Raw genomic sequence first — 17,663 nt, 5'->3', positions numbered from 1 at the left:
GCAGATTCAGAACAATTGAAAATATCCGACATCGTTCCAGGTCACAAATAACATTAAGCTCAATACCAGAGCCAAGCCAATTCTGAAACAGTATTCTTGCGTTCTATCACTAATCGGCCGGCCCAGAGCCGCTTCAAGGCTATAAAAGAGCAGATGTCCGCCATCCAGCATAGGAATCGGCATCAGATTAAGCAGACCAAGATTTATTGAAAGAACCGCCATCAACCAGACATAGGTAGCCCAGCCAGCTTCAGCGGCCTGACCGGACATATGGGCAATACGAACGGGCCCGCCGAGCTCGTCAACCGATCTTTGCCCCTGAAAGATCTGACCTATCGCCTTGAACGTGCCGATAGACAGATCATATGTTTCGACGCCAGCCTGAACCACAGCAGTCCAGGGATCGTGTTTTTTATAACTGGATCCCTTGCTTTGTATCCCCAGCAACAGACGTTTAACTTCATTGCCGCGGTCATCGAAAGAGACATCCACCTTCGGTGTCACAGAAAGAGCAACAACCTGCAGGTCGCGTTCCACCAGAACCGTAATGGCCTCTCCGGTCCCAAGCTGAACGATACGCTGGAGATCTTCAAAACGTAGAACGCTTTGTCCATCAGCCTCAATGACAAGATCATCCACCAAAAAGCCAGCTTTTTTGGCAGCACTGTCTTCCATCACCTTTGCAACACGAGGAACAGAATAGGGCTGCCCGACAAAAATAAAGAGCCCCGCCAATAAAACTATCGCGAGAACAAAATTGGCTATCGGTCCAGCTGCCACAATTGCAGACCGCTGGGCGACCGATTTGGCCTTGAAGGTTGTCAGGTACTCTTCTTCGCTAAGATTTCCGGTTTTATGGGTTGAACTGGAAACATCACTATCCCCGAACATTTTGACATAACCACCCAGAGGAACGAGGCTAAATTTCCAACGGGTCTGGTTCTTGTCCGTATAACCGAACAGCTCGGGACCAAAACCGACAGAAAAGACATTCACCTTAACGCCTGCTTTTCTGGCGACCCAATAGTGGCCAAGCTCATGGAAAAAAACCAAAATGGTTAAGAGAACCAAAAAAGATAGTGTTGTCGTTATCAGGTCCATGTCGCAATCTGGTTTCTGTTACAGAATAAGGTATAATAAAAGGCACGGCATAGTAGCCTTTTGCGGGTCTCTTCAAAAGCCCCAATAGAAATTAATTAACAAGGTACGTTTTCAGGGCCTCATAGCACCAGTATCTCACCTCTTTATCCAGATCCATAATCTCGACCAGAGAGGCTTCTTCAAGGCCGGGAAAAGAGCCCATCGCTTCGGCAACAAAGCGGGCAATAGAGATGAAGTTTATCTTCTCGGACAAAAAGGCCTCGACAGCAACTTCGTTTGCCGCATTGAAAATAACCGTCTTGTGCTCGTTCAGCGCAATTCTTGCCAGGTCAAGCGCAGGGAAGCGTTCCGGATCGGGTTCCTCAAATGTCAGTTGACCAATCCTGGCCAAATCCAGTGGTGCAACAGGTGTCTTTATTCTCTCGGGCCAGGCTAACGCATAGGCAATCGGTGTCCTCATATCAGGGGATCCCAACTGCGCCAATACAGAACCATCCACATAACTGACCATGGAATGAATGATTGATTGCGGGTGGATCAGAACCTTGATCTGATTTTCCGGCAATCCAAACAAATATGCCGCTTCGATCAGCTCAAGCCCCTTGTTCATCATAGAAGCAGAATCAACCGAGATTTTTTCGCCCATGACCCAGTTTGGATGCGCAAGAGCCTCTTCTCTGGTCACATGTTTCATCTGATCTTGTGAGAAAAGTCGAAATGGCCCACCAGATGCTGTCAGGGTTATGTGTTCGATGCCGGATTTACGCTCGAAATCGAATACCTGAAAAATAGCATTATGTTCAGAATCAACGGGCAGAATTCTCGCTTTACTTTGTTGAGCTGCAGCCATCATCAGATCACCGGCACAGACCAAAGCTTCCTTGTTTGCCAGCAACAAGGTCGCCCCCCTTTTGATTGCAGCAAGGGTTGGTGCCAGCCCGGCAAAGCCAACAATCGCTGCCATGACCAGATCTGAAGGACGCTCTGCTGCCTCAAGTAAACCCTCCGGCCCAGCAGCAACCTCTATCCCCGTACCAGCCAAAGTATTCTTGAGGCTTTCGTAGCTCTCAGGATCAGCAACGACAGCCATTTTTGCGTTTAAAGCAATGGCCTGTTTTGCCAAAAGGTCGACATTTCGATTGGCGGTGAGAGCCTCGACCCTGAAAAGGTCCGGATTTCGTGCAATCAGATCAATCGTGTTGGTACCAATAGACCCTGTCGATCCCATAACGCTTATTGAACGCGGACTTTGAGAACAAACAGCCTTAAGTTCCGCAGAAATATTATTGGGATGCATTCAAAGCCTATCGCACTCTAGAGGTACTGGAAAAAAACAACAAAAATGGCGCAGGAAACAAGACCGTCTACCCTGTCAAACAAGCCGCCATGCCCGGGTATCAGATTGCTGGAATCCTTGGCATCATATTTGCGCTTGATGTGGGATTCAAAGAAATCACCAATCTGGGCCACAACAGCAAGAACCGCTCCGGACATCATAAGAAAAATGGCGTTGCTGCCTTCTTGCCAGAAAGAGCAAACAAGACTGACCAACGCAGCACAAACCATTCCGCCCACCAGACCTGACCAGGTTTTTTTAGGGCTGATCCGGGGAGCGATTTTCGGCCCACCAAATTTTCGCCCGGTAAAATAGGCACCAATATCAGTTGCCCACACCACCAGCAGAACCCAAAGCAACATAAAAAATCCGTTTCCAGACGGATCGTTTCTGATCCAGAGCAAAGCCAGACAGCTTAAAGAAATGTATATCAGACCTGTAATGAGCCAGAGAGTATTATTGCCCTGTCTTGGCTCGGCATTAGGGGAAACAGAGAGAGGCTGTAACAACATGCAGGTCGCAGCCAAAGGGATAGCCCAGGTCGCCGCAGAATAGTATCCAAAGACACCAAGAGCTGTGACAGCCAAAACCGAGCCAATCAATACTGCACCGGTAGCCCCGACAACCTTCCGGCCGCACAGCATCGCCCATTCCCAAGAAAGAATTCCTGCACAGACAAAGATCAGAATATCGCTGTAGGGAGAACCAAGATACACAGCAGCCAGGACCGGTGGACCGAGCACGATTGCAGACAGCGCCCTGACAACAAGATCGCTATTTTTTTTATCCGGTTTCGGCTGCGGCTCCATAACGTCTGTCACGCTTTTGGTACTCCTCTATAGCCCAGAGCAGATCATCTCGGGTAAAGTCTGGCCAGTTCTTTTCGACAAAGACCATTTCACTATAGGCCAGTTGCCATAAAAGAAAGTTACTGATCCTCATTTCGCCACTGGTGCGAATCAGCAGATCAGGGTCAGGAATATCCTTGGTATATAACGACTTTCCGAAAAGCTCTTCTGTTATATCATCTGGCGAAAGTTCATTGTTTAGCACCTGGATAGCCATCTGACGAGAAGCTTCAACAATCTCCTGACGCCCTCCGTAACTGAGCGCCATGACAACCGTCATCTTGTCGTTTTCTGCCGTTTGTTTTTCCGCATCATCGATAAGCTGTACGATATCTTTAGCCAGCCGGGACCTTTCCCCAATGACCTTCAAGCGAATCCCCGCCTGGTGAAAGGTTGCCAGCTCGCTTTGAAGATAACGGCGCAGCAGGCCCATAATATCTTCAATTTCGCTTTGCGGGCGGCTCCAGTTTTCCGATGAAAAACTGTAGAAGGTCATGTAGGGAATACCAATATCGATGGCTGCCTTCAGCAACTCGCGAAGAGCTTCCGCCCCCTTCCTGTGCCCGAAAGCACGCGGAAGACGACGAGCCTTGGCCCATCTGCCATTGCCATCCATAATGACGGCAATATGATTTGGTATTCCCTTGGTCATCTTTCTGTACAATCCATCATGCAAGATTATACCTGCATGATTTCCTCGTCTTTTTGGGCGGATACATCATCAATTGATTTGATATGCTTGTCGGTCAATTTCTGAATATCATCGCCAGCGCTGTGCATTTCATCCTGTGAAATGTCACCGTCCTTTTCCATTTTTTTCAGGGCTTCCATTCCGTCACGACGTACGTTGCGGACAGCAACCTTTGCCTGTTCGGAGTATTTCCCTGCAATCTTGACCAGTTCCTTGCGACGCTCTTCTGAAAGCGCAGGAATTGGCACGCGGACCAGCTGACCATCAGGAGACGGGTTCAGTCCCAGCCCGGATTCACGAATGGCTTTTTCAACAGCTCCTACCATGGATCTGTCCCAAACCTGAACGGCGAGCATCCGTGATTCAGGAACCGTAATAGTTCCAACCTGGGTAATGGGCATTGATGCGCCATAGGCCTCAACCATGATCGGCTCAAGCAGAGCAGTGGATGCCCGGCCCGTACGCAGTCCCGCAAAGTCTTTTTTCAGCGCATCAATTGCGCCGTCCATGCGTCGGGACAAATCTTTCATGAGGGTATCTTGAGACAACGTCTATCCCCTTTTATTCAACAATTGTAAAACGGCCCTGGCCACAAACAGCTTTGGCAAAAGAGCCTTTTTCATAAATAGAAAATACCATAATCGGTATATTATTTTCACGCGTCAGTGCAATAGCCGAATGATCCATCACGCCAAGATCCTCGGTAAGGACCTGCCTGTAGGAAAGGCTCTCGTATCTGGTTGCGGTTGGATCTTTTACTGGATCTGCCGAGTAAATGCCATCAACTTTTGTGCCTTTGAGCAGAACTTCGCAGTCCATTTCCGATGCCCGAAGTGCAGCAGCAGTATCCGTAGTAAAATAGGGATTACCCGTTCCGGCCCCGAAAATCACGACCCGGCCCTTCTCCATATGCCTCTCGGCGCGGCGACGAATATAAGGCTCAGCCACAGCATCCATGCGAATCGCCGTCTGGACTCGCGTTGGGACATTGATTTTTTCAAGCGCGTTCTGCATGGCCAGGGAATTCATGATCGTCGCCAGCATCCCCATGTAGTCAGCAGTCGAACGTTCCATCCCCGCTGCCGCACCAGAGAGGCCACGGAAAATATTTCCACCACCGACGACAACACAAACCTCAACCCCCATATCAACGACTTCTTTGATATCGATGGCAATCTGGTCAACAGTTTCAGGATCAAGACCGAATTTACCTGCCCCCATCAGCGCCTCGCCTGAGAGCTTCAATAAAACACGTCTGTATCGTGGTGTATCACTCACGGAAATCTCCCGATCTTTTCTGCTCTTTTCAGTAACTATCCGGGCAATGTGCCTAAATGATGGCTACTGTAGTCGATGTTGGTGATTTTGGATATGAAAATGGCCGCGCCTTGACTGAGCTTCTCAGTAAGGTCACGGCCATCGTCAAAAAATCTTAGTTGCCGAGTGTAGCAGCTACTTCAGCAGCAAAGTCTTCTTCTTTTTTCTCGATGCCTTCACCGAGCTGGAAGCGGACAAAGCCGGTCAGGGCAACAGCAGCGCCCAGGTCCTTGGCAAAAAGCTCAACTGCTTTACCGACGGTGTTTTCGCCATCGATAACGTAGTTCTGCTCAAGAAGACAGACTTCTTCGTAATATTTGCGAAGACGGCCTTCAACCATTTTACCAATGATCTCTTCTGGCTTGCCGGAAGCACGTGCCTGATCCGCAATAATGTCTCTTTCACGCTCAAGAGCGCTGGCATCAACAGCGGAACGATCCAAAGCAAGCGGGTTGGTCGCAGCAATGTGCATGGCAACCTGCTTGCCGAAAGCTTCAAGCTTGGCAGCATCACCGGCAGATTCCAGAGCAACCAGAACACCGATTTTACCAAGACCATCTGTTGTCTGGTTGTGAATGTAGGAGGCAACAACACCCTGCTTGACTTCAAGCGAAGCGGTACGACGCAGGCTCATGTGCTCGCCGATTGTCGCAATGCGGTTGGTCAGGGCATCGGCAACAGTTCCGCTCTCGCCTGGGAAGGCAGCAGAAGACAGAGCTTCAACATCGCCACCGGCATTGAGCGAAAGCTCAGCAACAGCTTTGACAAAAGACTGGAACTTTTCGTTACGGGATACAAAGTCGGTCTCTGCGTTCACTTCAACAGCAGCGCCTTTGGTGCCTGATGTTGCAACTGCAACCAGACCTTCCGCAGCAACACGACCAGCTTTTTTCGCAGCGGCAGCAAGGCCATTTTTACGAAGCCAGTCAACGGCAGATTCCAAGTCGCCATCATTTTCTGACAGCGCCTTTTTACAATCCATCATGCCTGCGCCGGACTTTTCCCGGAGCTCTTTAACAAGGGCAGCAGTAATCTGGGCCATTTTCGATCTCTTTTTAGAAATTAAATATCATGATTGATACAGGTACGAGAACGGCGGCATAGGAGCCGCCGTTTCGCAGAGTTCATTCGCGAACAGCTTAGGCTTCGGCAGCGACTGCTTCTTCAGCAGCTTCTGCTTCTGGCAGCTGCTCAACAGGGGCTTCTTCTGCTGCGCCGATATCTGTACCGGATGCAGTAAGCTCCTGCTGAAGACCGTCGATGACAGCATCAGCGAAAAGATCACAGTAGAGGCTGATCGCGCGGATCGCATCATCGTTCCCTGGGATTGGGAAAGTAATGTCAGCAGGATCAGAATTGGAGTCGAGAATACCGACAACAGGAATACCAAGCTTGACTGCTTCAGCAATGGCAAGGTGCTCTTTGTTGGTGTCGATAACAACGATCACATCAGGAATACCACCCATTTCCTTGATCCCGCCAAGGGCGCGCTCAAGTTTGTCACGCTGACGTGTAAGGTTGAGCAGCTCTTTCTTGGTCAGACCGATATGTTCGTTCTCAAGACGGGCATCAAGCTCTTTCAGGCGACGGATGGAGTTGGAAACTGTTTTCCAGTTGGTCAGCATACCGCCGAGCCAGCGATGGTTCACATAGTACTGTCCACAGCGTTTGGCTGCTTCAGCCATTTTCTCGCTTGCCTGACGCTTTGTGCCAACGAAAAGAACGCGACCGCCACCGGCCACAACTTCACGTGTAAAAGCAATACCCTTGTGCAGCAAAGGAACAGTCTGCTCAAGATCAAGAATGTGGATGCCGTTGCGCTCACCAAAGATGAAAGAAGACATCTTCGGGTTCCAGCGACGGGTTGTGTGACCAAAGTGAACACCAGCTTCAAGCAGCTGACGCATTGTAAAAGTAGGAAGCGCCATAGAATAAACCTTTTCTCTTCCGGTTAAACTTCCGCAGGCTGTAATCTCCGCTATTTTCAAACGGAAACACCAGAAACGAAGAACGGAAAACCGATCCCGTTAAGCCCACGTGTTTTTTAGTGATGTTGCGGGTGATACTCCCCCTCAACAGAGGATGCAAGTATTTTTTGCATTCGTAACCCAATCATCATATTTTGACATGAAACACGCCCGAAAACAATCAGACTTCTTCCAGGTCAATACCTTCAATCGCTTTGATCGCCTGACGGATCGACGGCGAGACCGTATAGCCTCTGGGCAGCTCCAGTTCCAGCTCCTGCCCATCCTCAAGACCGAGCATCAGAGAAATCTTTCCTCTTCCGGGGGAAGCATGCTGTTCCAGTACCGTTTTTAACGGCTCGAGCGGATTTTCGCTACTGATATAAAGCTTCAACCCTGTATCGGTAAGAGACGCGGCTTCATCAAGCGGTTTGACAGCCTGCAGCAGGAAGCGGGCTTCATCGTCATCAGGCTTCACCTCCCCGGTCAGGGTGAAAAGCATCGGCACACCACTTTCCAGAACTTCACGCGATGCCATCAGAACATTGGAAAACACCATCGCCTCAATGGTGCCATGGGCATCTGATATCTGGATAAAGGCAAACTTTGAACCCTTTTTTGACGTCCTCTCCTGTTTGCCGATCACAATGGCGCCAACCTTCAACGGCCCGCCCTGCCCCTTGGTTTTCTTGGTCAGAAAGACGGCTTCCTGCGTTGTCTGGGCCCGCAGTCTTTTCAGGATCTGCTCATAGGTATCGATCGGGTGCGCGGAAAGATAAAAGCCGATCGCATCGTATTCATGCTTCAGACGCTCCAGTTCAGGCCAGTCAGGAACCTTGGGCAAAGAAAGATCAATCATGGGACCACTGTCATCCCCCCCAAAGAGGTTGACCTGATCACTGGCTCGTTCCTGTGCCGCGGCAGAAATATTCCTGACGATATTTTCCGCCCCCAGAAACACCTGCTGACGATTTGGAGTCAGGCTGTCAAAGGCACCGGCCTTGGAAAGGTTTTCCACCAGCCGTTTGTTGATCGACTTGGAATCGACACGGGCCACAAAGTCCGTCAGATCCTTGAAGGGACCATTTTCACTCCGCTCTTTGGTGATGGTCTCGATTGCCTGCTCTCCGACGTTCTTCACGGCGGCCATCGCATAGCGTACAGCCTTGGAGCCGTCTTCGCGGGTTTCAACCACAAATTCAGCAAAGGACTTGTTAATATCCGGTGGTAACAACGGAATATTCAGGCGCGACAGCTCCTGTCGGAACACATTGAGCTTGTCTGTATTGGAAATATCGTAGGTCATGGTCGCGGCCATGAACTCTTCTGGGTAGTTCGCCTTCAGATATGCCGTGTGATAGGCCACCAGAGCATAGGCGGCTGCGTGACTTTTGTTAAAGCCATAGCCAGCGAACTTGTTGACCTGGTCAAAGATCTCATCCGCCTTTTTCGCAGGCACCTTTTTTTCGACCGCCCCATCAACAAAAATTTTCCGCTGCGCATCCATCTCGGCCTGGATTTTTTTACCCATCGCCCGACGCAAGAGATCCGCACCCCCCAGAGAATACCCCGACAACTGCTGGGCAATCTGCATGACCTGTTCCTGATAGATCATGATCCCGTAGGTTTCCTTGAGGATATCCTCAATCAGCGGATGCATGTAATCAGGTGTCTCTTCACCTTTTTTACGGCGGATATAGCTGGGGATATTCTCCATCGGACCGGGGCGATAGAGCGCCACCACAGCGATGATGTCTTCAAAGCGGTCAGGTTTCAGCCGTTTAAGCACATCCCTCATACCGGTCGATTCCAGCTGGAACACCCCGACACTGTCCCCTCTGCCCAACAGCTCAAAGGAAGCAGCGTCGTCAAGCGGGACCTCGGCAAGGTCGATCGGCGTCCCCGATGCCCGGATAAAATTGCACGCCCGCTCAAGCACTGTCAGGGTTTTCAGCCCCAGAAAGTCGAATTTGACCAGCCCGGCCTGCTCTACAAACTTCATGTTAAACTGGGTAACCGGCATATCCGAACGCGGATCACGATACAGCGGCACCAACTGGTCCAGCGGGCGGTCTCCGATTACCACCCCCGCAGCATGGGTAGAGGCGTGGCGGTACAGCCCCTCTAGCTTCTGGGCGACTTCAAGAAGCTTACTTACATTCTCGTCCGCCCGCGCCATTTCCCGCAAAAGAGGTTCTTGTGCTATTGCTTCAGGCAGGGACGTCGGCTTGGCCGGATTGTTAGGCACCAGCTTGCACAGCCGATCCACCTGGGGGTAAGGCATTTGCAATACCCGGCCCACATCGCGAAGAGCTGCCCTTGCCTGCAACTTACCAAAGGTAATGATCTGAGCGACTTTATCCCTGCCGTATTTGTCCTGAACATAGGTAATCACCTTGTCCCGATGGTCCTGACAGAAATCCACGTCAAAATCCGGCATGGAAACACGTTCGGGGTTCAGAAAACGTTCGAACAGCAGGCCCCAACGCAAGGGATCCAGATCGGTAATGGTCAAGGCCCAGGCAACCACAGACCCCGCACCAGACCCACGACCGGGACCGACCGGGATTGAATGATCCTTGGCCCACTTGATAAAGTCAGCAACAATCAGGAAGTAACCTGGAAACCCCATCTGGATAATAACATCAAGCTCATAGGCCAGACGTTCCCGATAAGGTTTTGCCAGAGATTCTTTTTCTTCGTCCGTCATCCCCTCGGCAAAAACATGACGAACCAGACGCCCCTCCAGCCCCTGCTCTGACTGATAACGAAGTTCGTCTGTTTCCGACCGCCCGGCACCGGTATCAAAGGGGGGCAAAATCGGTCCAATCGGCTCGACAAACCAGGAGCAGCGCTGGGCGATCACCAGCGTATTCTGGATTGCTTCGGGGATATCAGCAAAAAGCCGTTTCATTTCATCAGCAGATTTAAAACGGTGTTCTGCAGTCAGACGGCGTCGCTCACTTTGGGAAACGTAGGCACCCTCAGCAATACAGATCAGTGCATCATGAGGTTGATGCATATCTTCACTGGCAAAAAAAGCTTCGTTAGTCGCCACCAGTGGCACGTCGTGTTTATAGGCCAGATCAATCAGGCGATCTTCGATTGCCCGCTCTTCCAGCATGCCATGACGTAATAATTCAACGTAGAGGCGGTCAGGAAAAATTTCCGCCAATGCGCAGAGGTGCGTTTCCGCATCCTGATCCTGATTTTCCAGTAAAAGGCGCCCCACAGCGCCCTTTGGACCACCCGTCAGCGCAATAAGCCCCTCATGGCACCCCCGCAACTCATCAAGCGAGATCTGAGGCGTCAAGCCTGTTTCTGTCTCCATAAAGGCGTGAGAGATCAGATGCATCAGGTTCATATAACCTGTATGATTTTGAACCAGCAACACCAGCTGGTCGGGTTCGGGGATCAAGGCCCCGGGACGTTGATCACGATCCTCTCTGCCAATCATGATCTGGGTACCCAGGATGGGCTGGATACCTGCAGCCTTGGCAGCAAGCGAGAACTCCATCGCTCCGAAAAGGTTGCTGCTGTCGGTTATTGCAGCAGCCGGCATGTCATGCTTTTTACAAAGATCGACAAGCTCCTTGGCCTTGATCGCCCCTTCGGAAAGGGAATAGGCCGTATGAACCCGAAGATGGACAAAATCAGCAACAGCCATAAACAAACCTCAACAAATCAACCCCATCTCTCCTGCCCAGACATTGATATAAAGAGCCAGGAACAGAACGATATTTATTTCCGTCTTTTGTTTTTCATTGATACCTGTTTCATCCAGCCACGCCAAGGAAGGAACCAATAAAATCAGGGATCAATTCAAGAAAAAAGTTCGCCAGATTTTCTGACGAACTTTTCTTTACCCGTTTAAAAGCAAATGATTAAGAGAACAATCTCAGAGATTTTAACAGATCTTGCCACCTTCAAAATGCAGTACCCGATCCATGCGTTTTGCCAGTTCGTGGTTGTGCGTGGCAATCAGAGCCGTGAGACCAACCGAACGCACCAGATTAAGCAGCAAGTCGAAGACCTTGTTCGCGGTTTCGGGATCAAGGTTTCCTGTGGGTTCATCAGCAAGCAGAACCGAGGGCGCATTAGCCAGTGCACGGGCAATTGCCACGCGCTGTTGTTCACCACCTGAAAGCTCTGCCGGGCGATGTAGCATACGATCAGCCAGGCCAACCGTTGTAAGCAGATCCGCCGCCCGTTCCTGCGCTTCTTTACGGGATAGCCCGGTGATCATCTGCGGCAATATCACGTTTTCTACTGCAGAAAACTCTGGCAGGAGATGGTGATACTGATAGACGAAACCGATGGTATTCCGACGCAGGGCTGTTCTTCTTTTATCATTCAGATGCGCAGAAGACTCTCCGTTGACCAGAATATCTCCGCTATCCGGTTTTTCCAACAATCCGGCAATATGCAACATCGTTGATTTACCAGCCCCGGAAGGACCAATAAGAGCAACAAGTTCGCCGGGCTTGATGTCAAAACTCACATCGTTGAGCACATGAAGCTCATTGCTGCCCTGACGATAGGTCTTGCTCACGGAAGCAAGAGACAGACCTTTCATGGAATTACTCATAGCGAATGGCCTCTACAGGATCAAGGCGCGCAGCACGCCAGGCAGGAAAGATTGGTGCGAGAAAAGAAAAGAAAAGAGCCATACCAACGATCTGAATAACTTCATCCATCTCCACAACTGCAGGTAATTTGGAAAGGAAATACACTTCAGGAACAAACAAATTGGTTCCTGAAAGAGATTCAAGCCATTGGCGAATAGTTTCAATATTCTCTGCAAAAGATAGTCCGAGAATAAAACCTACCAGCGTGCCAAAAACCCCGATTGAAGCCCCACTAAGAAAGAAAATTCTCAGGACCATACCACTGGTCGCGCCCATGGTCCGCAGGATCGCGATGTCCCGGCCCTTGTCTTTGACCAGCATGATCTGGCCAGAAACAATATTGAAAACCGCAACCAGGATAATCAGGGAAAGAATCAGAAACATCACATTGCGTTCAACCTGAATCGCATTGAAGAAGCTGGCGTTGTTCTGCTGCCAGTCCCGCGTGATGATCCCATAACCGATATCATTGTGAATTTCCCGCCGCACAGCTGTTGTCTGCTCGACATCATTTACAAAAACCTCGATCGCATTGACCTGATCCGGCAATTCAAAAAAGATCTGCGCGGCTTCCAGCGGCATGTAGATAAAGCTGCTGTCGTACTCGTACATCCCCACATCAAACAGGGCGACAATAGTATAGGCCTTCAGGCGCGGGATCGATCCAAATACCGTAATAGAGCTGTTGGGTGAAACCAAAGTCACACTGTCGCCAACCGTCAAGCCCAGGCTTTGGGCCAGACGCGCCCCGATAACAACGGCATCATCACCAGCAAAATCGTCCAAAGTACCGCCAACGATCTTTTCGGAAATCAGCTTGCGGGCTTGCAGATCCTCGGTTGCCATTCCCCGGACAAGTCCTCCGGTGGCTGTCCCCTTGGCCGTAACCATAACCTGCCCCTGAACCTGGGGGGTGGCACTGGCGACACCGGAAATTCTGGCTATGCGTTCAGCAATCGTCTTGTAATCGACCAGTTCGCCTTCGATGGCCGTAACAGCCAGATGGCCATTAATCCCAAGAATACGCCCCAGCAGTTCCTGACGGAAACCGTTCATCACCGCCATAACAATAATCAGGGTCGCAACCCCGAGGGCAATCCCGACAAGAGAAAACCCGGCGATGACAGAAATAAACCCTTCCTTGCGACGGGAACGGAGGTAGCGCCAGGCCACCATGCGTTCAAAGGCACCAAAAACCATTACTTCCCCCTCTTCCCGTCTCGTCGTGACCTAAAGGCCCAGTTTGTTCAAAGCCGCATCCAGTGAAAGCTCTTCTTTTTCACCGCTGGCCCGATTTTTCAACTCAACTGTGCCATTTTTAAGGCCGCGAGGACCAATTACCAGCTGCCAGGGCAAACCGATCAGATCCATGTCCTTGAATTTTGCGCCCGCAGAGGTATCCCGGTCGTCGTAAAGCACTTCGATCCCGGCATTATTGAAGCGGGCATAAAGATCATCACAAGCCTTGGCACAATCTGCATCGCCCGCTTTCAGATTGATCAGACCAACCTTGTAAGGCGCAATGGATTCAGGCCAGATAATGCCGTTTTCATCATGGCTGGCTTCGATGATCGCACCAAGCAAACGCGAAACACCAATACCGTATGATCCCATAAAGACCGGCACGTTCTCACCGTCCTGGTTCAGGACGTAAGCCCCCATCGGTTCGGAATATTTTGTCCCGAAATGGAAAATGTGCCCGACTTCAATACCCCGGCACTGCATACGCTTGTCTTCCGGCACAGAGTTTTCAAACTCTGACTGCACATAGATCTCGTCCGTTGCTGCATAGATACTGGTCCAGTCATCAACAATCGACTGCAGATCACCGTTGTAGTCCACATCAGCAGATGGCGAGGCTTTGGTCAGGAAGTCCGCATGACAGAAAACTTCTGATTCACCCGTATCAGCCAGAATGATGAACTCATGGCTCAGCTCGCCGCCGATCGGTCCTGTATCAGCAGCCATCGGAATTGCACGCAATCCCAGGCGTTCAAAGGTCCGCAGATAGGATACAAACATCCGGTTATAGGCCGCTTTGGAGTTCTCGAAATCAATATCGAAAGAATAGGCATCCTTCATAAGGAACTCACGTCCACGCATCACCCCGAAACGAGGACGAACCTCATCGCGAAACTTCCACTGGATGTGATACAGGTTCTTTGGCAGGTCTTTATAGCTTTTGACCGCGTTGCCAAAAATCTCCGTAATCATCTCTTCATTGGTTGGCCCGTAAAGCATATCACGATCATGGCGATCTTTGATCCGCAGCATCTCTTTGCCATAATCATCATATCGGCCGGATTTCCGCCAAAGATCTGCAGGCTGGATCGTCGGCATCAGCACTTCCTGCGCCCCGGCCCGGTTCTGCTCTTCCCGGATGATCTGCTCGACCTTGCGCAGGACTTTCAGGCCCAGCGGCAGCCAGGAATAGATTCCGGATGTCGCCTGCCGGATCATCCCGGCGCGAAGCATAAAGCGATGTGAGACAATCTGTGCCTCGGTGGGATTTTCCTTCAGCGTGGGAAGGAAATAAGCGGAAAGGCGCATTTCAGTTTCCTGGAGCGTTATAATGAAGCAAAGGGCTGCACAGTGATATCAGCTAGTCAGCTGTTTGATAGGAGGACATGTATATGAGATCAAACCGCACTTGTCCATGCCATAGAAGCAGGAAAACTCAGAGGCAACACGATCAGACAGATCGCCTCATGAATAAAATAAATCGATATTTATCAAATAACTATAACGACTACATAAACTGAAACATCATTGTTTATTCAGAATTTCCTGACATTTCAAAGACAGCTCTCGTTGCTCTTCGCTTTGTATCGGCGTTCCGTTGAACAGCGTCGTGCCATCTTTATGGACTTCAACCACGCCAATCTCGGCTTCAGCTTCGAAGTTATTGGGATTGGCCGGAATATTAAACCGCTTATAAAGATCCACTGTGATCGGAATACGGATAACCTCAGGCAAGGTTATGGTCTGGGCATTCAGATCGGCAGGAACCACTTTCTCCCCCCGGGCTGTTACCCCCGGTGTATAGGCCACATCATCAGCAGGCACATGTGCGACAAGCTGTTGGCAATCCTGACGGGTGATCCGGACAAGGCCAGCTTGTCCCTCATCAGCAAAACCCGGAGAAAGCAACAACAGTGTCCCCAGCAAGACCGGGCCTGCCAGGACCATTCTGCGGATAGAATATCTACTGCTCTTTCTCATCAAGAACCTTATCAATCACTTTTGACGAAGACATAAAAAATGCCTGTGGCTAAAGAATAACCACAGGCAGATCATTTAGAAAGAAATTATCTTCTCCCGTGCGATCCAGACGCACGGTTCTCTTTCAGATTATTATCCGAAATCAGCTTCCCCGATTGTAATCAGCTTGTTGGTAATGATGTAAAAGGCCACACCCCATAAAATCGCCGAAATTAGACTGGTAATCAGGGCCTTTTTCAGCAGCATCGGATTTGCCGGGGCAGAAGGTTCATGACCGACATGGGGATTATCTGTTGGCTTCACCCCAAAAGGCAGTGCCATGAAGAAAATCAGCCACCAGATAATAACATATACAAGAATACCGGTTACCCAGTTCATCACACATCCTAGCAAAAAAATATCAGGAAAACAGGGAGATCAACACTGTTCGAGTTCGATCAAGGTACCAAAGAAATCCTTGGGATGCAGAAAGAGAACAGGCTTGTTATGGGCACCGATCTTCGGTTCCCCATCCCCAAGAACCCGGGCTCCTTCAGCCTTGAGTTTGTCACGCGCAGCCAGAATGTCATCAACCTCATAACAGATGTGGTGAATGCCTCCTGAAGGGTTCTTTTCCAGAAAATTTCGAATAGGTGAGTTTTCACCCAAAGGATACAGCAATTCGATTTTGGTATTCGGCAGCTCAATGAACACCACCGTTACGCCGTGATCCGGCTGATCGGTTGCTTCAGTGACCTTGGCCCCCAGACCATTGCGATACTGGGCAACTGCGGCCTCCAGATCCGGCACCGCAATCGCGACATGGTTTAACCGTCCGATCATAACTGATTACCCTCCCCTATCTAAGCTATATCCCTGGCCCAGCTATTCAAAATAATCCGTCAGGCGGACAATATGAACATCTGTAACCGGTTTTTTGGAAAAGACCTTGTTACAATGACGTCGCAAGGCCCGGATCGCGACTTCACGAACCAGTTCATCCCGCTTCATCTCTGTTTTTTTCAAAAGCCGGACACCGTTGCGCACAGCAATAACAATGTCCTTGTAATCATCGGGTTCATCCAGGCTATCAACAACCCCCTGAATACTGACATCCGGCATCGTTGCCAGTTTGCCATCCTCATCAATCACTAGGGTTATCATGGCTGCGCCGTTATACATCATTTTCTGACGGCTTTTGATAATAGGACTATCGATAGATATCAGACGGTCCCCCTCGATTGCCAACAGGCCGCTGTGTACATCATCAACCTTGTCCGGACGTCCCGGAGCAAGACGGATAAGATCACCATTCTGGGCGACAATCTGGGTTTTCACGCCACATTCACCAGCCAGTTTGGCGTGCTCGTGCAAATGACGCGCCTCGCCATGAACCGGAATGGAAATCTGGGGTTTGACCCACTGGTAGAGCTTTTTCACTTCATCCCGCCCGGGATGTCCGGAAACGTGAACATGGGCATCCCGGTCTGTGATGATTTTCACACCTTTTGAAGCCAGGGTATTGTGGATATTAAAGATCGTCGTCTCATTCCCCGGAATAATCCGAGAAGAAAAGATCACTGTATCTTCCGCGTCCACATGCACGTTCTTGAATTCATCTCTGGCCAGACGTGTCAGGGCTGCCCGGGGCTCTCCCTGGCTCCCGGTGCAGAGGATCAGAACCTCGTCACGGGGTGTGTAGGAGAATTCCTCTTCAGACAAGAGAGGTGGCATATTGAGCAGATAACCATTTTCGCGCGCTGCAGCATAGATCCGCTGCATGGAACGCCCCATAAGCACAACGCGCCGCCCACACTCCTGCGCAGCCTTCATAACAGAGGCAACCCGCGCCACATTACTGGCAAAACAGGTCACCAGAACCCGGTTACGCTGCTTGGAGATAACATCTACCAGTCCGGTGCGAACAGAAGATTCCGAGCCAACTTCACTGGACGACATGACATTGGTCGAATCACTGATCATCGCCAGGATGTTTTCATCCGCCAGAGATTCCAGACGCTTCTGATCGAAATCAGGCCCCACCAAAGGATCTGGATCAAACTTCCAGTCACCGGAATGGAATACTTTACCTGCCGGTGTCGTGATCAAAAGCGCTGAGGGTTCCGGGATCGAGTGGGTCATGGAGATCATCTCCACCTCGAACGGACCGGCTTTAAAGGAACCACCAACCGGGATCACTGTGATTTCAGCCTGATCCTCCAGCCCGGCTTCGACCAGTTTGGAATAGACCATTGTCTTGGTGAAAGGGGTGGCAAAGATCGGGCAGCGAAGTTCAGCCCAGAGATGGGGAATAGCGCCGATGTGATCTTCGTGGGCATGGGTCAGGACCAGCCCGACCAGATTTTCGCGTTGGTCTTCGATGAAGGAGGGATCTGGCATGATCACATCAACCCCGGGAAGCCTTGCCCCATCGGCAAAGGAAATTCCAAGATCGACCATCAACCACTTGCCGTCATGCCCATAGAGATTGAGATTCATACCGATCTCACCGGTTCCGCCAAGCGGCAAAAACAACAGTTCGTCGCCTTTAGGGACTACTGGTTTACTCATATA

The 17,663-nt window shown here is 50.4% G+C and carries 16 protein-coding genes; all 16 read right to left on the bottom strand.

The window, feature by feature from the left end; genetic code table 11:
- Nucleotides 1-6 precede the first annotated feature (6 nt).
- Nucleotides 7-1,101, bottom strand: coding sequence for an RIP metalloprotease RseP (rseP, locus tag O4H49_RS14650; RefSeq protein ID WP_269424181.1), 1,095 nt, complete (start codon nucleotides 1,099-1,101; stop codon nucleotides 7-9).
- A gap of 91 nt (nucleotides 1,102-1,192) precedes the next feature.
- Nucleotides 1,193-2,398 carry a 1-deoxy-D-xylulose-5-phosphate reductoisomerase gene (locus O4H49_RS14645; RefSeq protein WP_269424180.1) on the bottom strand — a complete coding sequence of 402 codons (1,206 nt, stop codon included), beginning with the start codon at nucleotides 2,396-2,398 and terminating at the stop codon, nucleotides 1,193-1,195.
- Between the two features lie 17 nt (nucleotides 2,399-2,415).
- Nucleotides 2,416-3,258, bottom strand: a complete 843-nt coding sequence (locus O4H49_RS14640; protein WP_269424179.1) for a phosphatidate cytidylyltransferase — start codon at nucleotides 3,256-3,258, stop codon at nucleotides 2,416-2,418.
- A complete protein-coding gene (locus O4H49_RS14635) occupies nucleotides 3,221-3,937 on the bottom strand; it encodes an isoprenyl transferase (RefSeq protein WP_269424178.1) in 717 nt (238 codons plus the stop codon). Before O4H49_RS14635 ends, O4H49_RS14640 begins: the two co-directional genes overlap by 38 nt.
- A gap of 26 nt (nucleotides 3,938-3,963) precedes the next feature.
- Nucleotides 3,964-4,506, bottom strand: coding sequence for a ribosome recycling factor (frr, locus tag O4H49_RS14630; protein WP_269424177.1), 543 nt, complete (start codon nucleotides 4,504-4,506; stop codon nucleotides 3,964-3,966).
- A 31-nt stretch (nucleotides 4,507-4,537) separates the two neighbouring features.
- Nucleotides 4,538-5,254: a UMP kinase gene (gene pyrH / locus O4H49_RS14625; RefSeq protein WP_269424176.1), complete on the bottom strand. Its 717-nt coding sequence runs from the start codon at nucleotides 5,252-5,254 to the stop codon at nucleotides 4,538-4,540.
- A 154-nt stretch (nucleotides 5,255-5,408) separates the two neighbouring features.
- Nucleotides 5,409-6,335, bottom strand: coding sequence for a translation elongation factor Ts (gene tsf, locus O4H49_RS14620; protein ID WP_269424175.1), 927 nt, complete (start codon nucleotides 6,333-6,335; stop codon nucleotides 5,409-5,411).
- Nucleotides 6,336-6,432: 97 nt separating this feature from the next.
- Nucleotides 6,433-7,221, bottom strand: a complete 789-nt coding sequence (gene rpsB / locus O4H49_RS14615; RefSeq protein WP_269424174.1) for a 30S ribosomal protein S2 — start codon at nucleotides 7,219-7,221, stop codon at nucleotides 6,433-6,435.
- Nucleotides 7,222-7,441: 220 nt separating this feature from the next.
- Nucleotides 7,442-10,927: a DNA polymerase III subunit alpha gene (dnaE, locus tag O4H49_RS14610; protein WP_269424173.1), complete on the bottom strand. Its 3,486-nt coding sequence runs from the start codon at nucleotides 10,925-10,927 to the stop codon at nucleotides 7,442-7,444.
- Nucleotides 10,928-11,167: 240 nt separating this feature from the next.
- Nucleotides 11,168-11,848, bottom strand: coding sequence for an ABC transporter ATP-binding protein (locus O4H49_RS14605; RefSeq protein WP_269424172.1), 681 nt, complete (start codon nucleotides 11,846-11,848; stop codon nucleotides 11,168-11,170).
- A complete protein-coding gene (locus O4H49_RS14600; RefSeq protein ID WP_269424171.1) occupies nucleotides 11,841-13,088 on the bottom strand; it encodes a lipoprotein-releasing ABC transporter permease subunit in 1,248 nt (415 codons plus the stop codon). The genes O4H49_RS14605 and O4H49_RS14600 overlap by 8 nt, the downstream gene beginning before the upstream one ends.
- 30 nt (nucleotides 13,089-13,118) lie before the next feature.
- Nucleotides 13,119-14,438, bottom strand: coding sequence for a proline--tRNA ligase (proS, locus tag O4H49_RS14595; protein ID WP_269424170.1), 1,320 nt, complete (start codon nucleotides 14,436-14,438; stop codon nucleotides 13,119-13,121).
- Between the two features lie 216 nt (nucleotides 14,439-14,654).
- Nucleotides 14,655-15,110, bottom strand: coding sequence for a hypothetical protein (locus tag O4H49_RS14590; protein WP_269424169.1), 456 nt, complete (start codon nucleotides 15,108-15,110; stop codon nucleotides 14,655-14,657).
- 132 nt (nucleotides 15,111-15,242) lie between these two features.
- On the bottom strand, nucleotides 15,243-15,488 hold the full coding sequence (locus O4H49_RS14585; protein ID WP_269424168.1) for a DUF1467 family protein: 246 nt from the start codon (nucleotides 15,486-15,488) through the stop codon (nucleotides 15,243-15,245).
- A 39-nt stretch (nucleotides 15,489-15,527) separates the two neighbouring features.
- A complete protein-coding gene (gene mce, locus O4H49_RS14580; RefSeq protein WP_269424167.1) occupies nucleotides 15,528-15,932 on the bottom strand; it encodes a methylmalonyl-CoA epimerase in 405 nt (134 codons plus the stop codon).
- Between the two features lie 42 nt (nucleotides 15,933-15,974).
- Nucleotides 15,975-17,660 carry a ribonuclease J gene (locus O4H49_RS14575; protein ID WP_269424166.1) on the bottom strand — a complete coding sequence of 562 codons (1,686 nt, stop codon included), beginning with the start codon at nucleotides 17,658-17,660 and terminating at the stop codon, nucleotides 15,975-15,977.
- Between the last annotated feature and the right edge of the window lie 3 nt (nucleotides 17,661-17,663).

Source organism: Kiloniella laminariae (genome assembly GCF_027214005.1).
In the GTDB taxonomy this organism is placed as follows: domain Bacteria; phylum Pseudomonadota; class Alphaproteobacteria; order Kiloniellales; family Kiloniellaceae; genus Kiloniella; species Kiloniella laminariae_A.
Note: the sequence above shows the minus strand (reverse complement) of the source record. Positions and strands in the feature narration are given on the sequence as shown.

Bases quoted from the DNA above. Each gene is read 5' to 3' on its own strand.
- proS (WP_269424170.1), bottom strand. From the start codon at position 14,438: ATGCGCCTTTCCGCTTATTTCCTTCCCACGCTGAAGGAAAATCCCACC.
- O4H49_RS14645 (WP_269424180.1), bottom strand. From the start codon at position 2,398: ATGCATCCCAATAATATTTCTGCGGAACTTAAGGCTGTTTGTTCTCAA.
- tsf (WP_269424175.1), bottom strand. From the start codon at position 6,335: ATGGCCCAGATTACTGCTGCCCTTGTTAAAGAGCTCCGGGAAAAGTCC.
- frr (WP_269424177.1), bottom strand. From the start codon at position 4,506: ATGAAAGATTTGTCCCGACGCATGGACGGCGCAATTGATGCGCTGAAA.
- O4H49_RS14575 (WP_269424166.1), bottom strand. From the start codon at position 17,660: ATGAGTAAACCAGTAGTCCCTAAAGGCGACGAACTGTTGTTTTTGCCG.
- rseP (WP_269424181.1), bottom strand. From the start codon at position 1,101: ATGGACCTGATAACGACAACACTATCTTTTTTGGTTCTCTTAACCATT.
- O4H49_RS14605 (WP_269424172.1), bottom strand. From the start codon at position 11,848: ATGAGTAATTCCATGAAAGGTCTGTCTCTTGCTTCCGTGAGCAAGACC.
- O4H49_RS14635 (WP_269424178.1), bottom strand. From the start codon at position 3,937: ATGACCAAGGGAATACCAAATCATATTGCCGTCATTATGGATGGCAAT.
- rpsB (WP_269424174.1), bottom strand. From the start codon at position 7,221: ATGGCGCTTCCTACTTTTACAATGCGTCAGCTGCTTGAAGCTGGTGTT.
- mce (WP_269424167.1), bottom strand. From the start codon at position 15,932: ATGATCGGACGGTTAAACCATGTCGCGATTGCGGTGCCGGATCTGGAG.
- O4H49_RS14585 (WP_269424168.1), bottom strand. From the start codon at position 15,488: ATGAACTGGGTAACCGGTATTCTTGTATATGTTATTATCTGGTGGCTG.
- O4H49_RS14590 (WP_269424169.1), bottom strand. From the start codon at position 15,110: ATGAGAAAGAGCAGTAGATATTCTATCCGCAGAATGGTCCTGGCAGGC.
- dnaE (WP_269424173.1), bottom strand. From the start codon at position 10,927: ATGGCTGTTGCTGATTTTGTCCATCTTCGGGTTCATACGGCCTATTCC.
- O4H49_RS14600 (WP_269424171.1), bottom strand. From the start codon at position 13,088: ATGGTTTTTGGTGCCTTTGAACGCATGGTGGCCTGGCGCTACCTCCGT.